Genomic DNA, 22,767 nt, shown 5'->3' with positions numbered 1-22,767 from the left:
GCAGGTGCTGCTCCCGGCCGGTGTGATCTCGTCCGTCGACGTGGCGGAGCGGACGGTCCACGTCGGTCGTACGAAGGAAGAGATCAAGAACTCCCCCGAGTTCGACAAGGACAAGCACGTCGGTGACGCCGGCTATCACGAGCAGGTCGGCGGCTACTACGGAGACCACCGAGCCTGAGCGTCGTTCGGCGGCCACGGGGGCGGGTACCGGCGTGCTGCCGGTGCCCGCCCTTCGCCGTGCCCGGTGCGGGATCCCGGGGTCCGGAGCGCCGGGGTCCGCATCGTCGTCGGCCGTCGGGGTACCCGCGTCTGACACCGACCCTGCGCAAGGAAGCGAGAACGCCGTGAGTGAGCGCCGCCCGGAAGCCCCCGCGAACAGAGGGGGGCCGAAGCCCAAGCCGATCCCGAGGGACCTGCCCGATCAGCAGGCCGGCGCCGACGAACAGCGCGAGCCGGAAGGCCATGATCCGCAGAACCCCGACCCGAGGGTTCCCGACACGAAGATTCCCGACACGGACGAGGCCGGCAGCGGGCGGAGGGGCGCCGCGCATTCCGCCAGCGCACGTCCGGAGCATCCCGTGCCCGACGAATCGACGGGTTGACGCCCTCGCGCCGGGGGAGCCGGGGCGGAGTCCGATCGGCCCGGTGTCGTCGGCACCCGTGGACGGGTGCCCGTGATCTCCCATGTCCCGCCGTATTCAAGTTTGAGGAGAGTGAGTCCGATGGCCACGGTGTCTCTCACCGGAGCGTCCAAGGAGGACGCCGCCACTGTTTTCGACGTCCTGCGGACGGCGTTTCCGACCGACCGTCCTGCCGACGACGTGCCCCGGGAGCAGCCGGGTGACCACTCCCCGGTGTGGAGCGCGGAGTTCGAGCCGGCGCGGGAGCGGATCCCGACCGATTCCGTTCCGCTGGAGGGCTCGGTCTCCGCCACGCTCCAGGGCGACTACGTCACGGTGGACCAGCTGTTCGAGGCCCTGAGCACGGCGTTCGCCGTGGACCACTGGGGTGCGGCGTCGGGAGACCAGGAGAAGGAGGTCGACCTGCGGCTCACGACGAAACGGTGACGGGACGGAAAGCCGTTCTTTCGAGACTGCGACCCACGAGGACACGAGGAGATGAGCGCCATGGTGCAGATCGGGTACACGATGATGACCGAGCAGGCCGGTCCGCGAGAACTTGTCGGTCATGTGGTCGGCGCCGAGCGGGCCGGCTTCGACTTCTCGGTCACCTCCGACCACTACTTCCCCTGGCTGGAGTCCCAGGGCCACGCCTCTTATGCGTGGAGCGTGCTCGGTGCCGCGGCGCAGGCCACCGAACGCATCCCCCTCATGACCTACGTGACGTGCCCGACGACCCGCTACCACCCGGCCGTCGTCGCGCAGAAGGCCGCCACGATGCAACTCCTCTCCCAGGGACGCTTCCGCCTCGGCCTCGGCTCGGGGGAGAACCTCAACGAGCATGTGGTGGGCGGTGGTTGGCCCGCCGCGCACATCCGGCTGGAGAAACTGGAGGAGGCGGTGGAGATCATCCGGGCGCTCTTCGCCGGCGAGAACGTCAACCACCACGGCACCCATTTCGACGTGGAGAACGCCACGTTGTGGGATCTGCCCGACGCGCCCCCGCCGATCGGTGTCGCCGTCTCGGGCGACCGCTCCTGCCAACTCGCGGGCCGTCTGGCCGACTTGCTGATCGCGACGGAACCCCGGCCGGAACTGATCTCCGCGTTCGAGGGCCACGGCGGCACGGGCAAACCCAAGGTCGGTCAGCTTCCCATCTGCTACGACACCGACCGCGACGCGGCGATCGCCCGCGCCCACGACCAGTTCCGCTGGTTCGGCGGCGGCTGGCCGGTCAACTCCGAACTCCCCGGGCCCGCCGGGTTCGCGGGGGCCACCCAGTTCGTACGGCCCGAGGACGTCGCCGAGTCGATTCCCTGCGGCGACGACGTGGAGGCGGTCGTCGAGGCCGTACGCCCTTACGCCGAGGCGGGGTTCACGGAGGTCGCCCTGGTCCAGATCGGCGGCGAGCACCAGGAGCCGTACCTGGAATGGGCCGAGCGGAAGCTGCTGCCCGCCCTCCGCTACGACCTGTGAGAGAGCGAGGGCACCGCGATGACCACGAAACGCGCTGCGATCTTCGACGTCGACGGAACGCTCGTCGACACCAACCACCTGCACGTCGTCACCTGGTGGGAGGCGTTGCGGCAGGCGGGCCACCGGGTCCCCATGCGGGACATCCACCGGGCCGTGGGCCTCGGCGGCGGCGACCTGCTCGACCACATCCTCGGCAACGACGACCGTGACCCCGACGAGGACAAGCAGATCGTTGCGGCCCATCACGCCCTCTACGCCACGTACTTCGAGCGGCTCCCGGCGCTGGACGCGGCGGGCGACCTGCTGCGCGCGCTGGCCGGGCGGGGCTGGACGATCGTCCTGGCGACCTCGGCGAGCGGCGCCGAACTCTCCGCCCTGCGGCGGGCCATCGACGCGGACGACGTCATCCGCGGGGCGGCCAGCGCGGACGACGTCGCCGACGGCAAGCCGGCACCCGACCCCGTCCAACAGGCCAGGGAACTCGCGGACGTTCCGAGCGAACGCGCCGTGTTCGTCGGCGACACCGTCTGGGACATGAAGGCCGCCGTACGGGACGGAGTGGTTCCGGCAGCGGTGCTGTCCGGCGGTATCCCGCGCGCGGACCTGGAGGCCGCCGGTGCTCGCGCCGTGTACCGGGACCCCGCCGACCTCCTCGGACGCCTGGACTCCAGCGTCTTCGCCGACATGGAGTGACCTGAGGCTGAAGAGGCGTGGGGAGAGCCGGCGGTGAGTACGGAGTCGTCCTGGGGGCGGGCGCCGGGCAGTTGACGACGCGCAGTCACCGAGAGGCGGCGGTCAGGTCGCCCTGCAGCGTCCCACTCTGGGGACCTTCCTCGTGAACGCCGACCGCGGGTGCGCGGGCAGCGTGGCGGTCCACGTGAACAGGCCGGCTGTCAGAGCGATGTCGTCGTCCTTGTTCTGTCCGAAACGGGCGAGCAGCAGATCGCGCAACTCCTCATGTTCGTGCGGGTCTTCGGCGACGGCATCGCTGAACTCGGCGAGTGTGGTGTCGGGATGGGCCGTGCGTACCTCCACGAGGCCGTCTGTGACCAGGAGCAGACGGGTGCCGGGCGGGGCCGGCAGGACGGTGGGCGGTGGATGCGGGAGGCCCATGCCGAGAAGCGGGCCGTGGGGATGGTGGAAGCGCGGCCCGTGGTCCGGGTCGATCAACAGCGGGGGGATGTGGCCGGCCTTGGCGATGTGCAGGCGGCGGTCGTGCGGCGTGACGAGGACCAGGCAGAGGGTGACCGTGACGCCGGGCTGCGACTGGCCCAGCGGGGTCTCGGGCGAGGCCCAGTGCGCGTTCCTCGTTGTAGGTCCGCAGGGCTTCGATGGCCAGTGCGCTCGCGTTGGCCAGTTGCTGGAAGAGCTGCTCGTCGTCGGCGCTGTCCAGGGCCGTCGCGGGGACGGCCAGGCAGACTGGGGGACGGCCGTGTTTGGTGCGGGCGACCGCGAGCGCGATCTCCCCGGGCAGGTGGTCGGCCGGCAGGAGGGCCCGCCACTGGCTGTTTCGGAGTGCAGCGCCACCACACCGCTGTTGGTGGTCTCCAGCTCCGGGGCCAACTCCTCGTTCAGATGCCGGAGTTCCTCCCTCGCGGCTCGGACCGGTCCCCGCACCGGACGCCGGGCCAGATGCTACGGGTGGCCAGGATCGAACACACGAGCAATTCGAGTAAGAAGAACATGAGGGAAGCCGTGCAGGGTAGGCGTGGGCGGACAACGGGAACGAAGGTGACACCGCGTGGAGCCTGCCGACGGTGACAGCGACGGCGAAGTCGATCCGAACACCCCCACCATGACCACCGCCGTCGATCTGAGCGGCGACGGCACCTCCATCGGCGAAGCGCGCGACCTCATGACGGACTTCCTTCGCCGGGCCGGGACGGACCACGGCGTGCTCGTCTCCGCCCGGGCGGCGGACCTCGCGCGACTGGTGGTCAGCGAACTGGTCACCAACGCCCGCAAACACGCCCCCGGCCCGCTGCGCATGGAACTGAGCATCACGGACGACGCCGTACAGGTGACCGTGCAGGACACCGCGCGTGTCCAACTCCTCGCCCGCGCGGCCGATCCGCGCCGAGTCGGTCAGCACGGCCTGGAGATCGTCATGGCCGTGGTCCAGGCGTTCCAGGTCCGCCTCGAACCGACCGGCAAGACCATCACCGCCCGCATCGCCCTGGGCGACGGGAAACGCGGCACCGACTCTCCGCCCGGCACCGTGTGAGACCCGGGGGCTCATCCGGCGAGTAGTCCGCTGCGGAGTTTGGTGAGGGTACGGGCGAGGAGGCGGGAGATCTGCATCTGGGACACGTGCAGTTCGCGGCCGATCTGTGCCTGTGTCATCTCCTGGCCGAAGCGCATCTCGATGATGGTCCGCTCCCGGTCGTCGAGCCGTTGCAGCAGCGGGCCGAGCGTGTGCAGGTCCTCGAACAGCTCCAGGGCCGGGTCCTCGTCGCCCATCGTGTCCGCGTACTTCGGTGCGCCGTCGTCTGTCTCGGATTCGCCGCCGGGGGTGTCGATGGATCCGGCGACATAGCCGTTGGCGGCCACGAGACCCTCGATCACCTGGTTGTCGGTCAGGTTCAGGCGGGCGGCGAGTTCCTTCACGGTGGGGCCGCGGCCCAGTTCGGCGGTGAGTGTTTCCTTGCTCCTTGCGAGGTCGACACGGAGTTCCTGCAGACGTCGAGGCACGTGCACGGCCCAGGTGGTGTCGCGGAAGAAGCGCTTCATCTCGCCGACGATGTAGGGGATCGCGAAGGAGGTGAACTCGACCTCGCGGGTCAGGTCGAACCGGTCGATGGCCTTGATGAGACCGACCGTGCCGACCTGGACGACATCCTCCATGTCGCCGTTGCCGCGGTTGCGGAAGCGGCGGGCGGCGAAGCGCACCAGCGTGAGGTTCATCTCGATGAGCGTGTTGCGGGCGTACTGGTACTCGCGGGTGCCCTCGGCCAGGACCTGCAACCGGTCCAGGAACAGCTTGGACAGGAGGCGCGCGTCCTTGGGGGCGACCTTGCCGGCGTCCTCGATCCACGGCAGGTCGTCGGTCACCACGTCGTCGGCCACCGCGGGTGTCTCCGCCACGAGGGCGGGGGCGGTGGTCGCTCGGCGGACATCCACGGGAAGGGTCACGGTGCCGCCTCAGATGGAAAGCAGGATGAGACTCTCCTGCCCCCTCTGACCGTATGCATGTTCGGGTGATCGCGGCAATGACGAGCGGGGCCCGCAACCCCTACTCGTCCGATGCGTCCGACGTCGCGGTCCGCGCGCTCGGCTCGGAGGGGTGTTCCTCGGCGTCGCCCGACGCGGGGTCTTCCTCGGACTTGTCGTCGGGCACTACCAGCGATACCAGCGCCCCCGGGACCCGCTCGCGTTCGTCCCGCGAACCAGGAATCCCAGCAGCCAGAGGACGAGTACGACCACAGCGATCCACCAGAGAGCCTGGACCGCGAAACCGGCGCCGAAGAGAATCAGCACCAGGAGCAATACCAACAGGATCGGGATCATGATTGAACCTCCTGATTGCCGAGTGCCCTGGAACGATCCGCTCAGACGTCCTGACGGTGGATGATCCGGCGGGGTTCGCCTTGATCAGAGTTCGAGACGAAAGAGCGCTGCCGCGTTGGCAGAGGAGAACGTCGCCCTGTCCGTCACCACCGTCGACCGGCTGATCTTCTCCACCGACTGCCCGGTCCAACACGGTGGAGCAGCGCGTCGAGGTGTTGGCCCCGGATGACGACCGGCTGACCGAGTTCCGCCGCGAGGGCGAAGAACTCGTCGTAGGCCGGGTCGTCGAGAAAGCGGTCGCCGGGGCGGCCGTAGACCATCGCGCCGACGTGGCCCAGCGCTCTTTGCGCGCACGAGTTCGTCGACGACGATGCTGGATCCGTCCGGCGGCCGCACTCCGAGGTGAGGCCGATCCGAAGGCCGTCCCCCAGATGCGTACGGCCATCGATGTGTCCGCACTCACGTTCTGCGACGTTGGCGGACTCAGGTTCCCGAGCGTCCTCCGGCGCGCGCGGACGCGGCGACACGAGGGCCGGCATCTCCTGCGGTGTCGGGCACGGAACAGCGATGGGCCCGGTGGGCCAGTGAGCGAAGACCCGGGGGCTCGTCCTGCTGCGTGACGCCGACAGGACCCGCCCCCACGCCGTCACGGTCCGGCGGCAGCGGGTGAGTCACCCGACGCGCGCGGTTCCCAGCGTGTGCGCCACTGCCGCGAGGAGCAGTTCCTCAAGGGCCGCGGTCTGGTGCTCGGCGCGTTCGAGGAGGGCGTCGAGGTGTTCGACGTAGAGCCGGTCGTCGTCCTCGGCCAGGATGCGAAGGGTGCGCCAGCAGGACGCCTTGCCCTGGACGCCGAGGAGCATCGACTCCAGTTCCAGGACGTCGCTGAGCGGTGAGCGGGAGAAGAGGTGTCCGTTCGGCTTGAGCCGCCCGGCCTTCTCGGCCAGCCAGCCGAGCGCGACCTTGGGGTGATCCGTGGACACCCCCAGGTCGGACATGATCTGCACGAGGGAGTCGCGGTCGTCTTCGACCTGTTTGGCCAGTGCGGAGAAGGCGTCGGCCCGCTTCCCGTTCCGCTGTCCCTGCGCGGCACGGCGGCACAGCTCAAGGCCGCCCGTCGCGCCCGCCAGATGGTCGTTGAGGTAGATCGCGAGCAGAGCGTCGGCGTTCGACGATGCCCCCGACGGCTCGGGGCCGTTCCCGGCGTCCTCGGTCTCGGCCCGCATCTCGCGGTCCACGGTGGCGCCCAGCTCGGCCCAGCTGTCCTCGAACTTGGCCAGGCCCTCGCGTTCCAGGGTGTCGGTCACGTCCGTGAAGTCGATGCCCGTGCGTGCCAGTTCCCCGAAGTGGGCGGCGGCCGAGGCGTAGGTGTCGGCGACCGGCACGGCGGCCGGGACATGGCCGTGGTCGGCGAACGCGTCGAGCGTGCTCGACGGCATGGTGTTCACGGTCCCCGGCACGACCAGTTCGCTCACGTACATGGTGTCGGGATAGTCGGGGTTCTTGACTCCGGTCGACGCCCACAGGGGCCGCTGCGGACGCGCGCCGGCCGCCGCCAGGTCCTGCCAGCGGGCCGAGCCGGACATCTCCTCGAACGCCTGGTGGGCCAGCCGCGCGTTGGCCACCGCGGTCCGGCCCCGGAGCGCGAGGGCTTCCGGGGTGCCGAGGGCGGTGAGACGGGCGTCCACCTCCGTGTCGACGCGGGAGACGAAGAAGGAGGCCACCGAGTGGATGTCCGCGAGGTCGTGTCCGGCCGCCCGTGCCTCTTCGAGGCCGGTCAGGTAGGCGTCCTGGACGGCGCGGTAGCGCTCCAGCGAGAAGACGAGGGTGACGTTGACGCTGATGCCCCGGGCGACGACGGCGGTGATCGCGGCCAGGCCCTCGCGGGTGGCGGGGATCTTGACGAACAGGTTGGGTTCGCCGACGGTGTCCCACAGCTTCTGCGCCTGGGCCACCGTGGCGTCCGCGTCCTTGGCCAGCCTCGGGTCCACCTCTATGGAGACCCGGCCGTCGGTCCCGCCGGTCCGCCGGTATATCGGCGCGAACGTGCGACAGCCGGCGCGCACGTCGTCGGTGGTGAGCGCGAAGACGGCGTCGTCGACGCTCTTCCCCTCGGCGCCCAGCTGCCGTAGCTGGTCGTTGTAGCGCTCGCCCTTGGACAGGGCGGACGCGAAGATCGTCGGGTTCGTGGTCACCCCCACGACGTGCTTGCGCGCGATCAGCTCCGCCAGCCCGCCGCCCGCCAGCAGCTCACGGGAGAGATCGTCCAGCCAGACCGACACTCCGGCGGCGGACAGATCGGCGAGCGGATCGGACGCGAAGCCGTCGGGCGTCGCGATGGCGTCGGACATACGAACCTCCAGGAGGTGCTTGGCATCGGTCACGCGAGAGCCGCGCGGCCCGGCCGTCCCCTGAGGAGACGGGCGTTTCGGAAGATTCCTGCGGGCGGGGGCCGGGCGCGGAGGAAGCCGGACGGACCATTCGTGTGCGGCGGCGGGCAACAGGCACCTGACACCCACCGCACGTGCTGTCAGGGACGGTCCCCGGTGCCGCCTTCGGTGGGGGCGGAGGTCTGGCGGTGGCCGCCGGGGCGCGGGGCTCGGCCGGAGTCGCGGACGCTGTCGCGGGCGGCCGCGGTGACGGCCTCGGGTGTGATGCCGAACTCGGCGTACAGGCGCTCGTAGTCGGCGGAGGCGCCGTAGTGCTCCAGGCTGACGATCCGTCCGGCGTCGCCGACCACGTCCCGCCAGCCCTGCCCCACCGCGGCCTCGACGCTGACCCGGGCCCGCACGGAGGGCGGAAGAACCTCGTCCTGATAGGCCGGGGACTGGGCGGCGAACCACTCCCGGCACGGCATCGACACGACCCGCACCGCGAGCCCGTCGGCCGCCAACAGCCCGCTCGCCTCCAGGGCGATGTGCACCTCGGAGCCGGTCGCCACGAGGATGACGTCCGGTCCGGAGCCGTCCTTCGACGTGTCCGCGAGGACGTATCCGCCGCGGGCGGCGTCCCGTGCCGGCGCGCAGGCACCGCCGGCGCGGTCCAGCACGGGCACGTTCTGCCTGGTCAGGATCAGCGCGGCCGGGCGGTCCCGGTGTTCCAGGACGGTACGCCAGCAGGCGGTGGTCTCGTTCGCGTCGGCGGGGCGGACCACGTCCAGGCCGGGGATGGCGCGCAGTGCGGCCAGGTGCTCCACGGGCTGGTGGGTGGGGCCGTCCTCGCCCAGACCGATGGAGTCGTGGGTCCACACGTAGGTGGTGGGCAGCTTCATCAGCGCGGCCAGCCGTACGGCCGGGCGCATGTAGTCCGAGAAGGTCAGGAACGTGCCGCCGTAGGGGCGGGTCAGACTCTGCAGGGCGATGCCGTTGAGGATCGCGCCCATGGCGTGCTCACGGATGCCGAAGTGCAGGGTGCGGCCGTAGGGGCCGCCCTTCCAGTTCTTGGTCTGGCGGTCGGCGGGCACGAAGGACGGTTCGTCGTCCATGGTGGTGTTGTTGCTCCCGGCCAGGTCGGCCGAGCCGCCCCACAGTTCCGGCAGCACCGGCGCGAGCGCGCTGAGCACCTTGCCCGACGCGGCACGGGTGGCCATCCCCTTCGGGTCGGCGGGGAACTCGGGCAGGGCGTCGGTCCAGCCGTCCGGCAGCCGCTGCGCCCGCAGCCGGTCCAGCAGTTCGGCCCGCTCGGGATGGGCCGCCCGCCAGGCCACGTACGCCTCGTCCCACTCGGCGTGCGCCCGCCGCCCGCGCTCGGAGGCCCGCCGGGTCCGGGCCAGAACCGTGTCCTCCACGACGAAGTCGCGCTCAGGGTCGAAGCCGAGCAGTCGCTTGGTCGCGGCGACCTCGTCCGCGCCGAGCGCCGAGCCGTGGGCCTTGCCGGTGTTCTGCTTGGTGGGCGCGGGCCAGCCGATCAGAGTGCGCAGCATGATCAGCGAGGGCCGGCCGTCCTCGTCCCGCGCGGCACGGACGGCGGCCAGCAGGGCGTCGACGTCCTCGACGTAGTCGCCGGTGCGCGTCCAGTCGACGGTCTGTACGTGCCAGCCGTACGCGGCGAAGCGGGCCGGGACGTCCTCGCTGAAGGAGACGTCGGTGTCGTCCTCGATCGAGATGTGGTTGGAGTCGTAGAAGACGACGAGGTTGCCCAGCTCCTGGTGGCCGGCGAGCGACGCGGCCTCGGCCGTGACGCCTTCCATCATGTCGCCGTCGGAGGCGATGACGTAGACGTGGTGGTCGAACGGGCTGCTGCCCGGCTCGGCGTCCGGGTCGAGCAGACCACGCTCCCGCCGGGCCGCCATCGCCATGCCGACCGCGCTGGCCAGCCCCTGGCCCAGCGGCCCGGTGGTGATCTCGACGCCGCGGGTGTGCCGGTGCTCGGGGTGTCCGGGGGTGGCCGAACCCCAGGTGCGGTAGGCCTCCAGGTCCGACAGCTCCAGGCCGTAGCCGGTCAGGTAGAGCTGGATGTAGAGGGTCAGGCTGGAGTGCCCGCAGGAGAGCACGAACCGGTCGCGGCCCAGCCACCGGTCGTCGGCCGGGTCGTGCCGCATGACGTTCTGGAACAGCAGGTGCGCCAGCGGGGCGAGGCTCATCGCGGTGCCGGGATGTCCGTTGCCGACCTTCTGCACCGCGTCGGCGGCCAGTACGCGGGCGGTGTCCACCGCCCGTACGTCGACCGGGTCCCACCCGGCGTCGTCCGCCACGGGCATCGTCGCGGACCGGCCCGGTGAGGTCGTGTTGCCGGACTGCTCAGTCGTCATGCCGTCGCTCCTCGGAAAGGTCGGTGGTCGGTTCTGCCGTGGTGTCTGTCCTTCGTGGGCGCGTGTCCGTCACTCGTGCGCGCTGGGAATCCGCAGGGGGTCGTGCGGAGCGTCGGACTTGGCGGCGGCGAGCTGCTCGCCCAGTTCGCCCAGCCGGTTGCGGCCGAGAGCGGAGCGGACCTGGGGGAACCACTCCTTCTCCTCCTCCTCGACGTGGTGCCGCACGTTCTCCATGAGGACCGTCATCTTGGCGTCGAAACGCTCGTCCGCGGGGTCCAGGCCCGCCAGCTCGGACAGCATCCACAGCACGACGTGGTGCTCCTCGACGCTCTCCAGTACGTGATCGGTGGTGGTCGGCACCGCGGCACGTGCGGCGGGATAGAAGATCTTCTCCTCGATCCAGGTGTGGACCGTCAGCTCCTCGATCACCTTGTCGGCGATCTTCCGCTTGGTCTTGTGGGCGCGGTCCCCGGCCTGCTCGAACTCCTTGAAGAGCTTCTCGACCGTCTGGTGGTCTTCCTTGAGCAGCACAATCGCGTCCATGGGCCTGCCTTCGTCTCGTCCGGTTGTTTCCGGGAGCCGGTCGGCTCCCACGGTCCGGCTACCCCCGGCATCGCATCCGACCCACCTGTAAGCGCACCATTTGCCTGGTTCGGTCGGGGTGTCACAGGCGATCTACGGGGCACCCGTTGTGTACCAGCGGCTCAGGAGACAGAACATGACCACGATCCACGCGGCCGACATCCGCGAGTGGCGCAACCGCCACGTCGTCGACTCCGAGGGGCACAGGATCGGCGTACTCGAATCGATCTACGTGGACACCGCCACCGACGAGTCGGCCATGGCCACGGTCCGCATCGGACTGCCCACGCGTCAACGACTGGCTTTCGTCCCCCTCGGCGACGCGATCCTCGGACCCGACTACGTCAAGGTCACCTACGCGAAGGCGCAGGTGAAGAAGGCACCGTCAATCGGCACGGACGACATCCTGCCGGCCGAGGGAGAGGAAGCGATCTTCCGGCACTACGGCATGGACTACCGGCCCGGCGCGGGCGGCGAGCGGCAACTCGCGCGCCGCTGACCCGCTGTTCAACCCCACGTCTGAAGGTGGTGCTCCGTGATGGTTCTCTTCCTGCTGCTTCTCCTGATCGCCCTCGTACTGGGAATCGTCGGGGTGACCGCGAACGGCTTGGGCTACCTGCTGGTGATCGGCATCGCGGTGCTTGTGACGGCCTTGGCGCTCGTCGCCGTGCGCTGGTCCCGGCGCTCCGGCAGCCGTCCCGTTCGATAACGGGGACACAGACCGCCCGGCAATCGGAGGACTACGCGTCCAGGAAACCGGCGCGGAGCTTGGCCAGGGTGCGGTTGAGCAGGCGGGAGATCTGCATCTGGGACACGTCCAGTTCGCGGCCGATCTGTGCCTGTGTCATCTCCTGGCCGAAGCGCATCTCGATGATGGTCCGCTCCCGGTCGTCGAGCCGTTGCAGCAGCGGGCCGAGCGTGTGCAGGTCCTCGAACAGCTCCAGGGCCGGGTCCTCGTCGCCCACGGTGTCCGCGTACCTGGGCCCGCTCTCGCCGGTCTCGGTCTCGCCGCCGGGGGTGTCGATGGATCCGGCGACATAGCCGTTGGCGGCCACGAGACCCTCGATGACCTCGTCCTCGGCCAGCCCGAGATGGGCGGCGAGTTCGTTCAAGCTCGGGCTGCGGCCGAGCGTAGTGGTGAGTGATTCCTTGCCTTTGGCGAGGTCGACGCGGAGTTCCTGCAGACGTCGAGGTACGTGGACGGCCCAGGTGGTGTCGCGGAAGAAGCGCTTCATCTCGCCGACGATGTAGGGGATCGCGAAGGAGGTGAACTCGACCTCGCGGGTCAGGTCGAAGCGGTCGATGGCCTTGATCAGACCGATCGTGCCGACCTGGACGACATCCTCCATGTCGCCGCTGCCCCGGTTGCGGAACCGGCGGGCCGCGAACCTGACCAGGGACACGTTCATCTCGATCAGGGTGTTGCGGACGTACTGATACTCGCTGGTGCCCTCCTCCAGCGAGGGCAACCGGTCCAGGAACAGCCGGGACAGCACACGGGCGTCCCTGGGGGCGACCTTGTCGGCGTCCTCGATCCACGGCAGTGCTTCGACGACGTTCAGGGTGGGCGTCATGGCGCCGCCTCAGGTGCAAAAGCAGGATGAACGCTTACTGTGCGCTCTGACCGCATCCGTCTCGGCGAGGCCCCGCCAGTCCGTCGGGGGTTGGAACGCTCGGCACGGTGGTTTCCACCACACTACTCCTCGACCCTCGTCCGGCAGCCCGACGAAGGCGGCGCGACCGCCGACATCCCGGAGGAGCGGCTGCGCCGCCAGTTCGAGGTGAACGTCTTCGGCCCCGTTCTGCTCACCCAGGGCATCGCCCGCCGGATGGCGGCCCGCCACAGCGGCCGTATCGTCTTCATGTCCTCGGTCGCCGGACTCACCGTCGACCCGTTCACCGGCGCCTACGCGGGCTCCAAGCACGCGGTGGAGGCGTTCGCCGACGCACTGGACCAGGAACTCGCCGAGTTCGGTGTCACCGTGGCGACGATCAACCCGGGACCCTTCTTCACCGGCTTCAACGACACCATGTTCGAGACGTGGAGGGAATGGCGTGACAACCCCGCCGACCGTCTCTACGACTACAGCGCACTCGCCGCACGAGCAGTACGACCCCGAACCGGTCTACGAACGGACCGTGCGGGTCCTGCTCGGCGAGGACCGCCGCTACCGGCATCTGCTCCCCGCCGAGATGGAGCCGCACGGTCCGCGACCAGGTCGATGCGCTGTGCAACCGGCAGCTCAACGACGGGCACCGCCAGACCCTCGCGCAGTGGGCCTACGACAGCGGCCCCGGAACGCCGGTCGGATCCTGACCGTTCCACCGACGCCCGGCGTCCTGCCGTGGCGATCGGAAGTGCCGGTACCGCGCCGGCGGCAGGACGCGATACCTGAGCCGGGTGCTGGGACGGCCGGGATGTTCGAGGGGTTTCAAGACCGCGCAGCCCGCTGTCGGTGAGGCTTCCGTCTTGATGTGCCTCGGTGAAGGCCCGTCGCCCGGCCCTCCTCGCCGGCAGGCAGGGCGTGGACGCAGCCCACCCGCTGGGACCGATCTGGGCGTTCGGACCCCCGCCGGACGTCGCGGTCAATGGAGTTCAGTCCCGTACGAGCTGATCGGCCAGGCGGCGTGCCTGGACCAAGAGTGCGCCGTGTGTGGCCAGTGCGTCGGGATCGTCGCGCACGGTGCCGGGCAGCTTTCGGTGGAGTTCGTCGAGGCTGCGCCGGAGCTCGCCGACGGCCTCGCGCAGGGCCTTGTGGGCCGTCTGCTCACTGCCGGTCTCCGCGAAGCGGGTCTGGCCGTAGAGCCCGATCGCCCGGGCGGTATGGCGCAGGAAGTCGGCGTAGGGGCCGGTGAGTTGCGGGTCGGTGCGGACCGCCTCGTCGTCGTGGAGGGCAATCTCCAGCACGGTGCGGGTCACACCGGCGATGTGTACGGCGACCTGGTCCAGCACGGCCAGCGCGTCGTCGTAACCCTTGCCGGGCCGCGGGAGGCCGCCCGCGCCGAACCCGCGGTGATTGCCCCGCATGCTCTCGCGGCTCCAGCCGATCGCGGAACGGGCCTGGTCGACCAGACGTCCCAGCCGCAGCGCGCGCTCGTGCCAGACCCGGGCCGAGTCTTCCTCCCACTCGCCGTCGGCGAGCGCCTTGGCCACCGCGGCGAGAATCCGCTCCGCTTCGTCGGCGGCGTCCTTGAGGGCGACACGGGTGTCGCGCAGATACACCGGGGGCCGCACCAGCGCGTTGACCGCGATGCCGACCGCCGCGCCGAAGACCGCCTCCGCGATACGCGCGCCCGAAGTGGCCAAGGAGACCCGGCCGTCGGTCAGGACGAACAGTGCGCCGGTGGCGGCGTAGATGCCCTGGCTGCCCAGGCGCCGCCACTGCGCCAGGAGCAGCACTGTCGGAAGCACCACGACCATCGTGACCATCGTGCCGCCCAGCCCCAACGCGACAGCTGTCGCCACCACCGTGCCCACCGCGATGGCGGCCAACTGCTGCAGGCCGTGCGCGAGCGACCGGTACACAGTCGACTCCACCAGTAGGACCGCCATCCACGGGGCGACGAACGCCACCGGTGCCTGCAGCCACCACCCGGCCACGGCCCACGCCAGACAGGCGGCCAGCGCAGCCTTGCCGACCTGCACCGTCAGATCACGTTCACGACCCGGTCCCCGCCACGCCCGCCGCACCGCCGACACCGCGATCCCGCCGTGACGACGAACCGCCCCTCCCGCCCCACCCGCCCACTCCATGGCACACCAAGTGCCCTGTCGGACACGGTGGATGCATACCTGTGGCCCCCGACGGTCTTCTGCTTCGAACCATCTGCCGTCGGCGGTGACCAGGCCGGTCGCCGGGGTCGGGTCGGTCGGGTCGAGCGCGGCCTCGGACACCGCTGTCATGACGGATATGCACTGGTCGCCCTTCACCGAGGCTCCGGGCACGCCGACGGCTCCCGTCCTGTGAGACAGAGGGGAGCCGTTGAGGTGGTGCGGGCGTCTACCGTCGGTCGGTCAGGCGTGGCGGTGGGAGCGCCGGTTGCCGGTGACGAGGCGGTAGAGGAGAAGCAGGATGAGGGAGCCGACGATGGCGGCGATCCAGGTGGAGAGGTCGAAGAATCCGTCGATGGAGTCGACGCCGAAGATCACCTTGCCGAGCCAGCCGCCGAGCAGGCCGCCGACGATGCCGATGAGCATGGTGACGATGATGCCGCCGGGGTCCTTGCCCGGCATCAGCATCTTGGCGATGGCGCCCGCGAGCAGACCGATGATGATCCACGCGATGATTCCCATGGTGTGTCTCCGCTTCCTCTTCTTCGGACAAAGGCTGTGTCAGCTCTTCGTGTGCGCCGAACGAGCCCGAACAAACGTCTCCCTTCTGGATCGCGCCATCGCCGGTACCTGATGCGGGGGTGCCGTGGACGCCTCCGCCCGACCGGTTCATGTGCGAGTTTCTGGATCACGGGTACCCGGCGTTCATGAACGTCACATCGCCGGAACCGGCCCTGCCGTCCGCTCGTGGTCGGATCTCGACGGCGATCATCGAATACCTGCGGAGTACGGGACCGCTTCCGAGCGGCCGGGAGATTTCCGCCGCCGCCCCGCTCGGAGCCGATCTCCAGCTCGCCCTGTACGTCTGCTACGAGCTGCACTACCGGGGATTCGCGGAAGTCGACGCCGACCGCGAGTGGGACCCCGACCTGCTCAGGGTCCGGGCAGCCATGGAGAAGCCGTTTCTCCAGGCTCTGCGTGACGCGGCGACCGTACACAAGCACACCGACGAGGCACTGGACGAATTGCTGGTCGAACCCGTCGACGGCTCGGGCGTCAGTCACTTCCTGCGGGACGAGGGAGAGCTGTGGCAGATACGTGAGTACGCGGCCCAGCGCTCGCTCTACCACCTCAAGGAGGCAGACCCGCACGCCTGGGTGCTGCCCCGGTTGTGGGGGCGGGCGAAGGCGGGCATGGCAGCCGTGGAGTTCGACGAGTTCGGCGGGGGCCGCGCGGATCGTGTGCACGCCCGTCTCTTCGCCGATCTCATGACCGACCTCGAACTGGACACCGCCTACGGCCACTACCTGGACGCGGCCGGCCCCGAGGCCCTCGCCACCGTGAACCTGATGTCCCTCTTCGGCCTGCACCGCGCCCTGCGAGGCGCCCTGGTCGGCCATTTCGCCACCGTCGAGATCACCTCGTCCCCCGGTTCACGTCGCCTGGCCCAGGCCATGCGGCGCACCGGCGCCGGACCGGCCGCCGAGCACTTCTACGACGAGCACGTCGAGGCCGACGCCGTGCACGAACAGGTCGTCCGCCGAGAGGTCGTGGCGGGTCTGCTCGAAGAGGAGCCGCACCTCGACGGGGATGTCGCCTTCGGTGTGGACGCCACCATGTATCTCGAAGACCGCCTCGCCGAGCACCTCCTCGGCGCGTGGCAGGCAGGGGAGTCGTCGCTGCGCATGCCGGTCTGACCGCAGTTCCGACCACGAACAGGTTCTGCGGTATCCGCGAGAACCGGAGACGACACCCCATGACCACGGTCACTCTGCCCGGCGTCTACACCCCGCAGGACGACACCGGCCTGCTCATCCGATTCCTGCGCGACGAGCGCCTTCCCCCGCACGCCGAGGTCCTCGACGTGGGCACGGGAACAGGTGCCGTCGCGCTGGCCGCGGCGCGGCTCGGCGCCCGTGTCACGGCGATCGACATCTCCTGGCGAGCGGCTCTCAACGCCAAGGTCAACGCGTTGCTGGCGCGTCTCGCGATCCGTGTCAGACGCGGCGACCTGCTGGGTCCCGTCTCGGGCAGGTCCTTCGACCTCATCCTCTCCAACCCGCCGTACGTGCCGGCACCCGCCACCGCGTGCCCCCGGCGGGGTGTGGCGCGGGCCTGGGACGCGGGACACGACGGCCGCCTCGTACTGGACCGGATCTGCGAGGACGCCCCCGGACTGCTGAGGCGCGGCGGAGTGCTGCTCGTGGTCCAGTCCGCGCTGAGCGATCCGGAAGAGACGCTGCGCCGGTTGCGGGCGGCGGGCCTGGACGCCGGAATCGAGGAGCATCGCAGCGTCGCCTTCGGCCCCGTCCTGCTGTCCCGCAGCGGCTGGCTGCGCGACCGCGGCCTGATCGAGGACGCTGCCGAGAAGGAACAGTTGGTGATCATTCGTGCCGTACGACTCTGATGAACGGCGCTGCCGCATCGTGGCCCGGCGCACGGGGCCCCTGCTGGTCGAGGGCCCGGTGGACGTCACGCTGGAGGACGGCACCACCGTCTCGTCCGACCGGTTCTGCGTCGCCCTGTGCACCTGTCGCCGCAGCCGCACCTACCCGTGGTGCGACGCCAGTCACCGCCGGCCCGAGCCGCCCGCTCCGCACACATCCTGATCGGCTGGGTCTGTTCGTGGCTCAGGTGTGTACGCGTGGCTGATGACCGAGTCGAAGCAGGAGACAGCGGGAGACAGAAGGAGACAGCGGGAGTGCGACGCCCTGCCCGCCGACGACCTGCCAGGTGGGTGAGATTCTCCCGTTGTCCCCGGGGTACCCGGCAGTGATGAACATACCGAGTACGGAACTGGCCGCGTCGAGTGGAGCGGCCCTCGGAGTCTTTCCGGTGGTCGCCGGCCTGATTCTCGTCGGCGGGCTGATCTGGGCCGTACGGCTCGGAATGAAGGCCCGTCGGCGGGAGTCGGCGCCGCCGCGCCCGGAGGAGCAGCCGCGGCTGCCGGAGTCCGGGCCGACCCACGAGATTCAGGAGATGCGCGAGCCCGACGAGGTGCCGCGTGCGAAGGACGAGAGCGAGCGGCTCACTCCGCACCAGCTGTCCGGCGGCGGGACGTCGGGCAGCAGGCGCAGCGAGGACCAGAAGCGTCGGCGCTGGGGCTCGGGTTCCGCGTGATCGCGGGTTCTGTCCGCAGCGACGAGGCATCGTGCGGCCGTTCGGCCATGTCCTCGGTCACGAGCGGCGTCACGTAGCCCGGCGGCGGTCCTCCTCGCTCCACGCTCGGGTGTCCCGGGGCGGGAGATACGGCTCCTCGCCCTGGGGAAGCCCGCCGGCCACGGCACGCTGGCGGGCCAGCTCCGCGTCGAATTCGAGGCCGAGCAGGACCGCGATGTTGCTGATCCACAGCCATATCAGAAAGACGATCACGCCGGCGAGCGTGCCGTACGTCTTGTTGTACGACGCGAAGTGGGCCACGTAGAACGCGAAGCCCGCGGAGGCGGTCATCCAGACCAGCAGAGCCAGCACGCTGCCGGGGGTGACCCAACGGAAGCCGCGCCCCTTCACGTTGGGCGCCGCCCAGTACAGGATCGCGATCATCGCCATGACCAGGACGATCAGCCCCGGCCACTTCGCGATCGACCACACCATCAAGGTGGCGTCCCCGATTCCCAGCGCCGAACCGGCCGCGCGGGCCAGACCGCCGGTGAACACCACGATCAGCGCACTGATCACCGTCAGGACCAGCAGCACCACCGTGACGCCGACCCGGATCGGCAGCACCTTCCACATGGGGCGTCCCTCGGGCATGTCGTACACGACGTTGGCACTCCGGATGAACGCCGCGATGTAGCCGGAGGCCGACCAGACGGCGACGACGACGCCGACCACGGCCACGAGGGAGCCGAGTCCGCCGGTGGCCTGGAGCTGGCGTACGGCGTCGCCGATGATGTTCCGGGCCGAACTCGGCGCCAGTTTCTCGATGTTGTCCAGGACCCGCTGGGTCGTCGACCTGCCGGCGATGCCGAGCAGTGAGACCAGGACCAGCAGCGCGGGGAAGAGCGAGAGGACCCCGTAGTACGTCAACGCGGCGGCGCGGTCGGCGAGTTCGTCGTTCTGGAACTCCTTGACCGTGCCCCTGAGGACCGCCCACCAGGACCGTTTCGGCAGTTTGCCGGGCCTGTCGGGCGAGTTGCGTTCTACCTGCTGTCCGGGGCCGGGTGTCGGTGGCATACCACTGGGGTATCCCGCCCGGGCCCGGCCATGCGCCGCCGCGCCTCTCGCCTTGGCCGCCCGGGTACCGGGCCGGGAGCCGGGGCCGAGGAACAACCGCGCCGACGAGGTAGAGGTAGTAGAGGTAGAGGACGGCGACTCCGCGCGACACCTCAGGCTCGTGTCCGTAGCCGCGACGGGGTGCTGCTCAGTCTGCCGGGTGGCCCGGAGTGATGGCGTGGGCGTCGTTGAGCGTCAGCAGAGGGGTGCGGCCGGCCGTGCGATTTTCCGCCGTCTCCGGTGCGAGCAGGAAACCGACGTGGTCGCCGCCGTCGACCCGGTTCTCCACCCGGCCGACGAACCAGGCGGGAGCCTCGTCGAGGATCAGTGCTCCGCCGGGACCCGGATGCCACGGGGCGTCCGTGAACTTGTCGGTGCGGTCGCCGGTCTCGCCGCCGAAGAGCCGGGCCAGCCGGTCCTGGTCGCGGCGGAGGAGATGCACCGTGAGGCGTTCGGCGTGCTCGGCGACCCGGTACGTCCGGTTGGCCTTGGACAGCCAGACCATGAACCGGGCGGGCTCGATCGAGCACTGCGAGGCGAATCCGACCAGACAGCCGGCCTGCTCCCCGTCGGCCTCGGCGGTCACGACGTACATCGGGTAGTCGAGCAGGTCGGTGAAGGGATCGAGATCGGTCACGGTGTTCGGCTCCCGCCACAAGAGATCGGATGTCGTACCAGCGTTCCCCAGTTCCGTGTGCCGGCCGGCACACGACGCGCCGGGCGGCGCACGGACGCGGTACGACCGGACTCCCTGGGTACCCGGAACACCCACGCCCATTCGAGGCCACGAGGCCATCTAGGAGAGCCGTCGCGATGTCTGCCCAGTCCGAGTCCGAGTCCGCCCGGGACGAGCACGCCGCTCCGGAAGGGACGGACGTGAACGGCTCCGACCCCGGCCCGGTGGACGCAGGAGAGGAGTTCCGGAAGGTGCCGCAGCGGCCCCCACCCGGAGGTTCACGCGGCGGACGCAGCCGGTCGTGGGTGACCGTGGGCTTCGCCCTGGGCCTGGGGGCGAGCCTGGCGTGGCTCGCCGTGCAGACCGTCATGCGGGTCAGTTCGATGCTGACCCTGCTCCTGCTGGCCGTGTTCATCGCGATCAGTCTGGAACCGCTCGTCGTCTGGTTCACACGCCGGGGGCTGCGGCGCGGCTGGGCCGTGACGATCGTGCTGACCGGATTCGTCGTCGTACTCGGCGGCTTCCTGGCCCTGGTCATCCCTCCCGTGGCCAAGGAGATCAACGCGCTCGTGGACGCGGTGCCCGATTGGCTGGAACAGGTCCACAACCACCAGTCCACGATCGGTCGCCTGGAGGACCGCTTCCATCTGGTCGAGAAGGCCAAGGAGCAGATCGGTTCGGGCGGCGGGGCGAGCGGCCTGGCGGGAGGCGTCCTGGGCGCGGGCCAGATCGTGCTGAGCACCGTCACGTCCACGGCGATCGTGATCACGGTGACCCTGTACTGCATGGCGGCCCTGCCGGTCATCAAGCAGTTCGGCTACCGCTTCGTGGCGGCCAGCCGCCGTGAGCGTGTCGAGGGCGTGGCCGAAGAGATCATGAACCGGATCGGCAAGTTCATGCTCGGCAACCTCGTGACCTCCGGGATCGCCGGCGTGGCGACCTTCGGATGGTGCGCGGCCACCGGTGTCCCGTACGCCGCCGCGCTGGGTGTCTTCACCGCCCTGATGGACCTGATCCCGATCGTCGGCTCCACCCTCGCCGGAATCGTCGTCAGCCTCGTCGCACTGTCGGTGTCCCTGCCCATCGCGATCGCGACCGCGGTCTTCTACGTCGTCTTCCGCGTCGTCGAGGACTACCTCATCGTGCCCAGGGCCATGAAGTTCGCCGTGGACGTCCACCCGTTGGTCACCGTGCTCGCGGTGCTGGTCGGCGGGGCGCTCCTCGGCATCATCGGCGCCCTCGTCGCCATCCCGGCGGCGGTCGCCGCCGGCCTGATCCTCGACGAGTACGTGTTTCCCAAGAAGGAGCGCAAATGACGCCTTGCTCCATACCCCCTGGATACCCCCTGGGAAGGGTGCACCCGATGGCTGCCGGGAGTCTGGGTGCCCGAGGAGCGGCAGGGCGGCGACTCCGTCGTGTGGAGTACGGAGTTCGCGCGTGTGGCGTACGGAGTTCGCGCCGACAGGCCGAGGTGTCGTTCGCGTAGATCACCTGACCTGCGGGAGCGGCATCAGCTACCTGGAGGCGTCCCGCAGGTCGGCCGTGCGGTAGGGCAGTCTCGCAGGACTGTGAGGGAACGCGTGGTCCGTGCGAGGGGGACGGGTGCCCGTGGCCCGGCGACCGGGCAGGCACGGGAGGTGACAGGAGGCCGGTCAGTCCTCGCCCCGGACGATGTTCCCCTCCGCGCTCGTGCGCACCGTGGGGGATCCGCCGGTCTCCACCGCGCGGACGCACGTGCGAATGCCCTTGCCGCGACGGTCACGGGCCTTCGACCAGCCGGTCCTGGCCACGTTCAGGACTTTCTGTTTGGCGGTGGGCGCGGTCACGGCGCTTCAACTTCTCTCTGTGTCGGTCGAGCAGTCGGTCGAGCTCTCGATGGGGTGTTCACCGGGTTCCCGTGGGCAACGGGTGTGAAACGCCGCGCCGTTCAGATGTCGCGCTTCTCCAAACCCTCGCCGCGAGGGATGTCCTCCGGTGTCGGCGCCGGGTCCGTCAAAGGTGGCAGCCGGTCGCCGACGAAATGCCGGGCCACGTAGGCCTGTTGTTTCAGGAACGAGCCCCCTTCGCGGACCACGGAGACCAGGCGACGCGGATCGTGGAGGCCGCTCCACTCGCGCTCGCATCCGCGGACGAGGTCGCTGAGCGGGCTGCCGGCCATGATGCCGCCGCCGATCACCGCGACATCGACGGAGAGGTCATGTGACGGCGGGGGAGCGGGTGGTTCGGTGGGCGGTGCGGTCTCCAGCCAGTACGAGCCCCCGATTCCTGCCTTGGCGTTCATGGCAGCCGAGTTCCCTCACGGCGATGGGCTACGCGAAGTCGCGCCGGGAGCCGTCCTCGACGAGTGCGCGGCGACGGCGAGGCCTGCCAGTGAGCGGATCGGAACACCGTCAGTGCAGGATGCTGACCGCGCGGGCGATCACGAGGAGCGAGGTGAGGAGAGCGGTGACGCTCTCCACGCTCATCAGGAACTTGGCGCGGGTGGAGAGCGGCATGGTGTCCGTGGGGCTGAAGGCGGTGGAGTTGGTCACCGACACGTAGAGGTAGTCCATCAGCGTGGGCACCCAGTCGGCCGTTTTGCTGGAGCCGTCGGAGACCTCCTGGACGGCTCCCGCGTTCTCGTCCTGCGAGAACCGGAAGTCCGCCAACGGCAGTGATTCACGCGGCACTTGGGTCCTGCTGACCGGGCCGCCCCGGTCCAGCTCCCAGTAGGCCAGGCCGAAGACGATGATGTTGGTGAGCCAGATCTGCAACGAGGCCACCAGCAGCTCCCGGCCGTCCTTCACCCCGGCGGACACCAGCTCATGGACCAGGATTCCCAGCGCGAAGAGGTTGCTGGCCCCGATCAGGGCGACGAGCGTCAGCGACAGCACGCGGAACGCCCGTGTCTGTCGGGTCAGCCGGCACGGGTTGATCGCTACGAGAGGTACGAGGAGCACGCACTCCAGAGCCGGCAGGACATAGCGAGGCGCGATCAGGAGCCGCTGGGGCAGGAAGAGGTAGAGCGCGATGGCGACGAGTGTTGCAGCCACGGCCGGCAGCCGAGGCTCTCCGCGGCGCTCGTGCCGGGGGTGTCTGAAACGGGCTTCTTCCCGCGCTCGCGGCATGACCTGTCCTTCACCTCGTCCTCACCTGGGGCAGGAAAATCGGCGCATCGGTCCGCCGAGGTCCG

25 protein-coding genes and 3 pseudogenes are annotated in these 22,767 nt (G+C 69.9%); 14 read left to right on the top strand and 14 right to left on the bottom strand.

Annotated features, from left to right (window positions below; all coding sequences use genetic code 11):
• The 5 genes and pseudogenes from ACWDEW_RS43865 to ACWDEW_RS43845 form a co-directional block, all read left to right on the top strand.
• Nucleotides 1–178, top strand: a pseudogene (locus ACWDEW_RS43865) (PRC-barrel domain containing protein); the annotation flags it as partial.
• Between the two features lie 166 nt (nucleotides 179–344).
• On the top strand, nucleotides 345–602 hold the full coding sequence (locus tag ACWDEW_RS43860) for a hypothetical protein (protein ID WP_450521191.1): 258 nt from the start codon (nucleotides 345–347) through the stop codon (nucleotides 600–602).
• Nucleotides 603–722: 120 nt separating this feature from the next.
• On the top strand, nucleotides 723–1,067 hold the full coding sequence (locus ACWDEW_RS43855; protein WP_450521189.1) for a hypothetical protein: 345 nt from the start codon (nucleotides 723–725) through the stop codon (nucleotides 1,065–1,067).
• Between the two features lie 60 nt (nucleotides 1,068–1,127).
• A complete protein-coding gene (locus tag ACWDEW_RS43850; RefSeq protein WP_450521187.1) occupies nucleotides 1,128–2,096 on the top strand; it encodes an LLM class F420-dependent oxidoreductase in 969 nt (322 codons plus the stop codon).
• An 18-nt stretch (nucleotides 2,097–2,114) separates the two neighbouring features.
• The gene (locus ACWDEW_RS43845) at nucleotides 2,115–2,789 is read left to right on the top strand and encodes an HAD family hydrolase (RefSeq protein WP_450521185.1); all 675 of its coding nucleotides are present in this window, start codon (nucleotides 2,115–2,117) and stop codon (nucleotides 2,787–2,789) included.
• Nucleotides 2,790–2,891: 102 nt separating this feature from the next.
• On the opposite strand, the gene ACWDEW_RS43840 is transcribed toward ACWDEW_RS43845, so the two are convergent.
• The gene (locus ACWDEW_RS43840; RefSeq protein WP_450521202.1) at nucleotides 2,892–3,623 is read right to left on the bottom strand and encodes a PP2C family protein-serine/threonine phosphatase; all 732 of its coding nucleotides are present in this window, start codon (nucleotides 3,621–3,623) and stop codon (nucleotides 2,892–2,894) included.
• A 214-nt stretch (nucleotides 3,624–3,837) separates the two neighbouring features.
• On the opposite strand from ACWDEW_RS43840, the gene ACWDEW_RS43835 reads away from it, so the two are divergent.
• Nucleotides 3,838–4,320: an ATP-binding protein gene (locus tag ACWDEW_RS43835; protein WP_450521183.1), complete on the top strand. Its 483-nt coding sequence runs from the start codon at nucleotides 3,838–3,840 to the stop codon at nucleotides 4,318–4,320.
• Between the two features lie 11 nt (nucleotides 4,321–4,331).
• On the opposite strand, the gene ACWDEW_RS43830 is transcribed toward ACWDEW_RS43835, so the two are convergent.
• From ACWDEW_RS43830 to ACWDEW_RS43810, 5 genes and pseudogenes are all read right to left on the bottom strand, one after another.
• Complete coding sequence (locus ACWDEW_RS43830; RefSeq protein ID WP_450521200.1) at nucleotides 4,332–5,180, bottom strand: SigB/SigF/SigG family RNA polymerase sigma factor; 849 nt, start codon at nucleotides 5,178–5,180, stop codon at nucleotides 4,332–4,334.
• A 252-nt stretch (nucleotides 5,181–5,432) separates the two neighbouring features.
• Nucleotides 5,433–5,603 (bottom strand): hydrophobic protein, encoded by a 171-nt coding sequence (locus ACWDEW_RS43825; protein WP_450521181.1) that lies wholly within the window; start codon nucleotides 5,601–5,603, stop codon nucleotides 5,433–5,435.
• Nucleotides 5,604–6,805: 1,202 nt separating this feature from the next.
• Nucleotides 6,806–7,951 (bottom strand): annotated as a pseudogene (gene tal / locus ACWDEW_RS43820) (transaldolase); the annotation flags it as partial.
• A gap of 179 nt (nucleotides 7,952–8,130) precedes the next feature.
• Nucleotides 8,131–10,350, bottom strand: coding sequence for a transketolase (gene tkt / locus ACWDEW_RS43815; RefSeq protein WP_450521179.1), 2,220 nt, complete (start codon nucleotides 10,348–10,350; stop codon nucleotides 8,131–8,133).
• Nucleotides 10,351–10,419: 69 nt separating this feature from the next.
• The gene (locus ACWDEW_RS43810) at nucleotides 10,420–10,893 is read right to left on the bottom strand and encodes a hemerythrin domain-containing protein (protein WP_450521177.1); all 474 of its coding nucleotides are present in this window, start codon (nucleotides 10,891–10,893) and stop codon (nucleotides 10,420–10,422) included.
• Nucleotides 10,894–11,068: 175 nt separating this feature from the next.
• On the opposite strand from ACWDEW_RS43810, the gene ACWDEW_RS43805 reads away from it, so the two are divergent.
• Nucleotides 11,069–11,431: a PRC-barrel domain-containing protein gene (locus tag ACWDEW_RS43805; protein WP_450521175.1), complete on the top strand. Its 363-nt coding sequence runs from the start codon at nucleotides 11,069–11,071 to the stop codon at nucleotides 11,429–11,431.
• A gap of 36 nt (nucleotides 11,432–11,467) precedes the next feature.
• Complete coding sequence (locus tag ACWDEW_RS43800; RefSeq protein WP_450521203.1) at nucleotides 11,468–11,641, top strand: hypothetical protein; 174 nt, start codon at nucleotides 11,468–11,470, stop codon at nucleotides 11,639–11,641.
• A gap of 31 nt (nucleotides 11,642–11,672) precedes the next feature.
• On the opposite strand, the gene ACWDEW_RS43795 is transcribed toward ACWDEW_RS43800, so the two are convergent.
• Entirely contained in the window at nucleotides 11,673–12,506 is an 834-nt protein-coding gene (locus ACWDEW_RS43795; protein ID WP_450521173.1) for a SigB/SigF/SigG family RNA polymerase sigma factor, read from the bottom strand.
• Between the two features lie 153 nt (nucleotides 12,507–12,659).
• Between ACWDEW_RS43795 and ACWDEW_RS43790 the strand changes: the two are divergent.
• Nucleotides 12,660–13,249 (top strand): annotated as a pseudogene (locus ACWDEW_RS43790) (SDR family NAD(P)-dependent oxidoreductase); the annotation flags it as partial.
• 279 nt (nucleotides 13,250–13,528) lie between these two features.
• On the opposite strand, the gene ACWDEW_RS43785 reads toward ACWDEW_RS43790, so the two are convergent.
• Together ACWDEW_RS43785 and ACWDEW_RS43780 are read right to left on the bottom strand one after the other, a co-directional pair.
• Nucleotides 13,529–14,686 carry an FUSC family protein gene (locus tag ACWDEW_RS43785; protein ID WP_450521198.1) on the bottom strand — a complete coding sequence of 386 codons (1,158 nt, stop codon included), beginning with the start codon at nucleotides 14,684–14,686 and terminating at the stop codon, nucleotides 13,529–13,531.
• Between the two features lie 261 nt (nucleotides 14,687–14,947).
• A complete protein-coding gene (locus tag ACWDEW_RS43780; protein ID WP_450521171.1) occupies nucleotides 14,948–15,226 on the bottom strand; it encodes a GlsB/YeaQ/YmgE family stress response membrane protein in 279 nt (92 codons plus the stop codon).
• A 185-nt stretch (nucleotides 15,227–15,411) separates the two neighbouring features.
• On the opposite strand from ACWDEW_RS43780, the gene ACWDEW_RS43775 reads away from it, so the two are divergent.
• The 4 genes from ACWDEW_RS43775 (at nucleotide 15,412) to ACWDEW_RS43760 (ending at nucleotide 17,824) form a co-directional block, all read left to right on the top strand.
• The gene (locus tag ACWDEW_RS43775) at nucleotides 15,412–16,401 is read left to right on the top strand and encodes an iron-containing redox enzyme family protein (protein ID WP_450521169.1); all 990 of its coding nucleotides are present in this window, start codon (nucleotides 15,412–15,414) and stop codon (nucleotides 16,399–16,401) included.
• A gap of 59 nt (nucleotides 16,402–16,460) precedes the next feature.
• Nucleotides 16,461–17,111 carry a HemK2/MTQ2 family protein methyltransferase gene (locus ACWDEW_RS43770; RefSeq protein ID WP_450521167.1) on the top strand — a complete coding sequence of 217 codons (651 nt, stop codon included), beginning with the start codon at nucleotides 16,461–16,463 and terminating at the stop codon, nucleotides 17,109–17,111.
• On the top strand, nucleotides 17,095–17,313 hold the full coding sequence (locus tag ACWDEW_RS43765; protein ID WP_450521165.1) for a CDGSH iron-sulfur domain-containing protein: 219 nt from the start codon (nucleotides 17,095–17,097) through the stop codon (nucleotides 17,311–17,313). The genes ACWDEW_RS43770 and ACWDEW_RS43765 overlap by 17 nt, the downstream gene beginning before the upstream one ends.
• 166 nt (nucleotides 17,314–17,479) lie before the next feature.
• Nucleotides 17,480–17,824, top strand: a complete 345-nt coding sequence (locus ACWDEW_RS43760; RefSeq protein WP_450521163.1) for a DUF6479 family protein — start codon at nucleotides 17,480–17,482, stop codon at nucleotides 17,822–17,824.
• 69 nt (nucleotides 17,825–17,893) lie between these two features.
• Here the strand turns inward: ACWDEW_RS43760 and ACWDEW_RS43755 are convergent, their stop codons facing one another.
• Together ACWDEW_RS43755 and ACWDEW_RS43750 are read right to left on the bottom strand one after the other, a co-directional pair.
• Nucleotides 17,894–18,880: a YihY/virulence factor BrkB family protein gene (locus tag ACWDEW_RS43755; RefSeq protein WP_450521161.1), complete on the bottom strand. Its 987-nt coding sequence runs from the start codon at nucleotides 18,878–18,880 to the stop codon at nucleotides 17,894–17,896.
• Nucleotides 18,881–19,067: 187 nt separating this feature from the next.
• The gene (locus tag ACWDEW_RS43750) at nucleotides 19,068–19,556 is read right to left on the bottom strand and encodes a flavin reductase family protein (protein ID WP_450521159.1); all 489 of its coding nucleotides are present in this window, start codon (nucleotides 19,554–19,556) and stop codon (nucleotides 19,068–19,070) included.
• Nucleotides 19,557–19,732: 176 nt separating this feature from the next.
• On the opposite strand from ACWDEW_RS43750, the gene ACWDEW_RS43745 reads away from it, so the two are divergent.
• A complete protein-coding gene (locus ACWDEW_RS43745) occupies nucleotides 19,733–20,911 on the top strand; it encodes an AI-2E family transporter (RefSeq protein WP_450521157.1) in 1,179 nt (392 codons plus the stop codon).
• Between the two features lie 336 nt (nucleotides 20,912–21,247).
• On the opposite strand, the gene ACWDEW_RS43740 is transcribed toward ACWDEW_RS43745, so the two are convergent.
• From ACWDEW_RS43740 to ACWDEW_RS43730, 3 genes are all read right to left on the bottom strand, one after another.
• Complete coding sequence (locus ACWDEW_RS43740) at nucleotides 21,248–21,421, bottom strand: hypothetical protein (RefSeq protein WP_450521155.1); 174 nt, start codon at nucleotides 21,419–21,421, stop codon at nucleotides 21,248–21,250.
• 101 nt (nucleotides 21,422–21,522) lie between these two features.
• Nucleotides 21,523–21,876, bottom strand: a complete 354-nt coding sequence (locus ACWDEW_RS43735) for a hypothetical protein (protein WP_450521153.1) — start codon at nucleotides 21,874–21,876, stop codon at nucleotides 21,523–21,525.
• 109 nt (nucleotides 21,877–21,985) lie between these two features.
• On the bottom strand, nucleotides 21,986–22,627 hold the full coding sequence (locus ACWDEW_RS43730; protein ID WP_450521152.1) for a hypothetical protein: 642 nt from the start codon (nucleotides 22,625–22,627) through the stop codon (nucleotides 21,986–21,988).
• Nucleotides 22,628–22,767: the final 140 nt, after the last annotated feature.

Source organism: Streptomyces sp. NPDC001100, from assembly GCF_053598575.1.
This window is presented reverse-complemented; position numbering and strand designations above follow the sequence as displayed.